The 1946-nt window shown below is 76.2% G+C and carries 2 protein-coding genes; both read left to right on the top strand.

What is annotated here, in order from left to right; genetic code table 11:
* On the top strand, positions 1-655 hold a 655-nt coding region (locus VGR37_06165), incomplete at its 5' end, for a hypothetical protein (GenBank protein HEV2146965.1).
* Positions 656-665: 10 nt separating this feature from the next.
* The coding region (locus VGR37_06160) for a divalent metal cation transporter (protein ID HEV2146964.1) at positions 666-1946 on the top strand (1281 nt) is incomplete at its 3' end.

The following is a 1946-nucleotide window of genomic DNA, read 5'->3' as shown; positions in this document are numbered from 1 at the left end:
GTTCGGCGCCTGGCTGGCGCGGGAGGGATGCGCCGCCGCCACGGTCCGCAGGCACGCCGGCACCGCGGCGCTCTTCCTGGACTACCTGCTCCGGGACGCGAGGGTGCCGCTCCATGCGCTCACCGAGCTCGATCTGCGGCGCTTCCTCTACGAGGCGTACCCGCGCCGGGCGGACGCCGGCCGGCCGCTGGCGCTCACGGTGCCGGGCTCCCTCGCGCGCTTCTTTTCGTTCCTGTCGCACGAGGAGCGGCTGGACTGCCCCTGGGCGGCCCCCGTGCTGCGCGACCGGGAAAGCTTCGAGATCCGCCTGAGCGACCGCCAGGGCGGGTACCGGTGGAGCGGGGGAGAGTACGAGTGGTACGCCGAGCTGGACGAGCACCTCGACGACCGCCTGCTGGTCCCCTCGGCGCGGATGGCCGGCGGCGGCGAATGGGGGGACGGGGCCGGGCCGGAGGAGGTGCGGCTGCAGCGGGAGCTGCAGCGGCGCTGGCTTCTCTGGCGCGACCGGACCGTCCGCGCCGGGCACACCGACCCGGCGGAGGCGCGCCGCCGGCTGGAGGCGCGGCAGCGGAAGTGGGAGCGGACGCCGCACCCGGGGCTGGACGGCCGCACGCCCGCGGAGGCGGTGCGCGCGGAGCGGCGCGGGTGGAGGTAGCGCGACGACGATGAAGCGACTGCTGCAGGTCCTGTTCTGGTCCATCATCCCCGCCGCCTTCATCGGCCCCGGGACGGTGACCACCGCAGCTTCCGCGGGGGCCCGGCACGGCTACGCCCTGCTCTGGGCGCTCGCCTTCTCCACGCTGGCGACGCTGGTGCTCATGGAGGCGAGCACGCGCGTGACCGTGGTCTCGGGCCGCAACCTGGGCGAGGCCATCCGCGACCGCTTCGGCGGGGGCGCCTCCGGGGTGCTGGTGCTCGGCCTGGTGCTGGGCGCGGTGGTGCTGGGGAACGCGGCCTTCGAGGCCGGCAACGTCCTGGGCGCCACGGCGGGCGCGGCGCTGGGGACGGGGCTCTCCTCCGCGCTGATCCCCCTCGCCGTAGGGGCGGCCGCGGCGGGGGTGCTCTGGATCGGGACGCCCCGCACCGTCGCCACCCTGCTCGCCGTCACGGTGGGCTTCATGGGGGTCGCCTTCCTGGCGACGGCGTTCCTGCTGCGCCCGCCCGCCGGGGAGGTGATCCGCGGCGCCCTGGTGCCGTCCTTCGCCCCCGGGACGGGGCTGCTGGTCCTGGGGCTGGTGGGCACTACCGTGGTCCCCTACAACCTTTTCCTGGGCTCCGGGATCGCCGCGGGGCAGACGCTCCGCGAGATCCGCTTCGGGCTTTCCGTGGCGGTGCTGCTGGGCGGGGTCATCTCCATGGGGATCGTGGTGGTGGGCGCCGGCCTGGAAGGGGAGTTCTCGTACCCGGCGATGGCCGCGACCCTTTCCGGGCGGCTGGGCGGGTGGGGCGGGCCGCTCTTCGCCTGGGGCCTGTTCGCGGCGGGGCTCTCCTCGTCCATCACCGCGCCGCTGGCCGCGGCGGTCACGGCGCGCTCGCTCTTCGGCGGCGATCCGGAGCGCTGGGGCGACCGGGCGGCGCGCTTCCGCGCCGTGTGGGCGGGCGTACTCCTGGTGGGCGTGGGGTTCGGGGTGGCGGGGGTGCGGCCGATCCCGGCCATCATCCTGGCGCAGGCGCTCAACGCCGTGGTGCTCCCCTTCGCGGCGACGTTCCTCCTGCTGGTGGTGAACGACCGGGTGCTGATGGGGGAGCGCGGGCTGAACGGCCCGCTCTCCAACACCCTCATGGCGGCCACCGTCGGCGTGACGCTGGCGCTCGGCGTCTCCGGGGTGCTGCGGGCGGCCGCGACCGCCGCCGGGATGGCCGACCCGGGCGAGGGGACCGTCCTCCTCACCGCCGCGGCCATCGCGGCCGTCCTGCTGGTGCCGGTGCTGGCCGGGGTGCGCCGC

The organism is Longimicrobiaceae bacterium (assembly GCA_035936415.1).
Taxonomy (GTDB): Bacteria; Gemmatimonadota; Gemmatimonadetes; order Longimicrobiales; family Longimicrobiaceae; genus JAFAYN01.
Note: the sequence above shows the minus strand (reverse complement) of the source record. Positions and strands in the feature narration are given on the sequence as shown.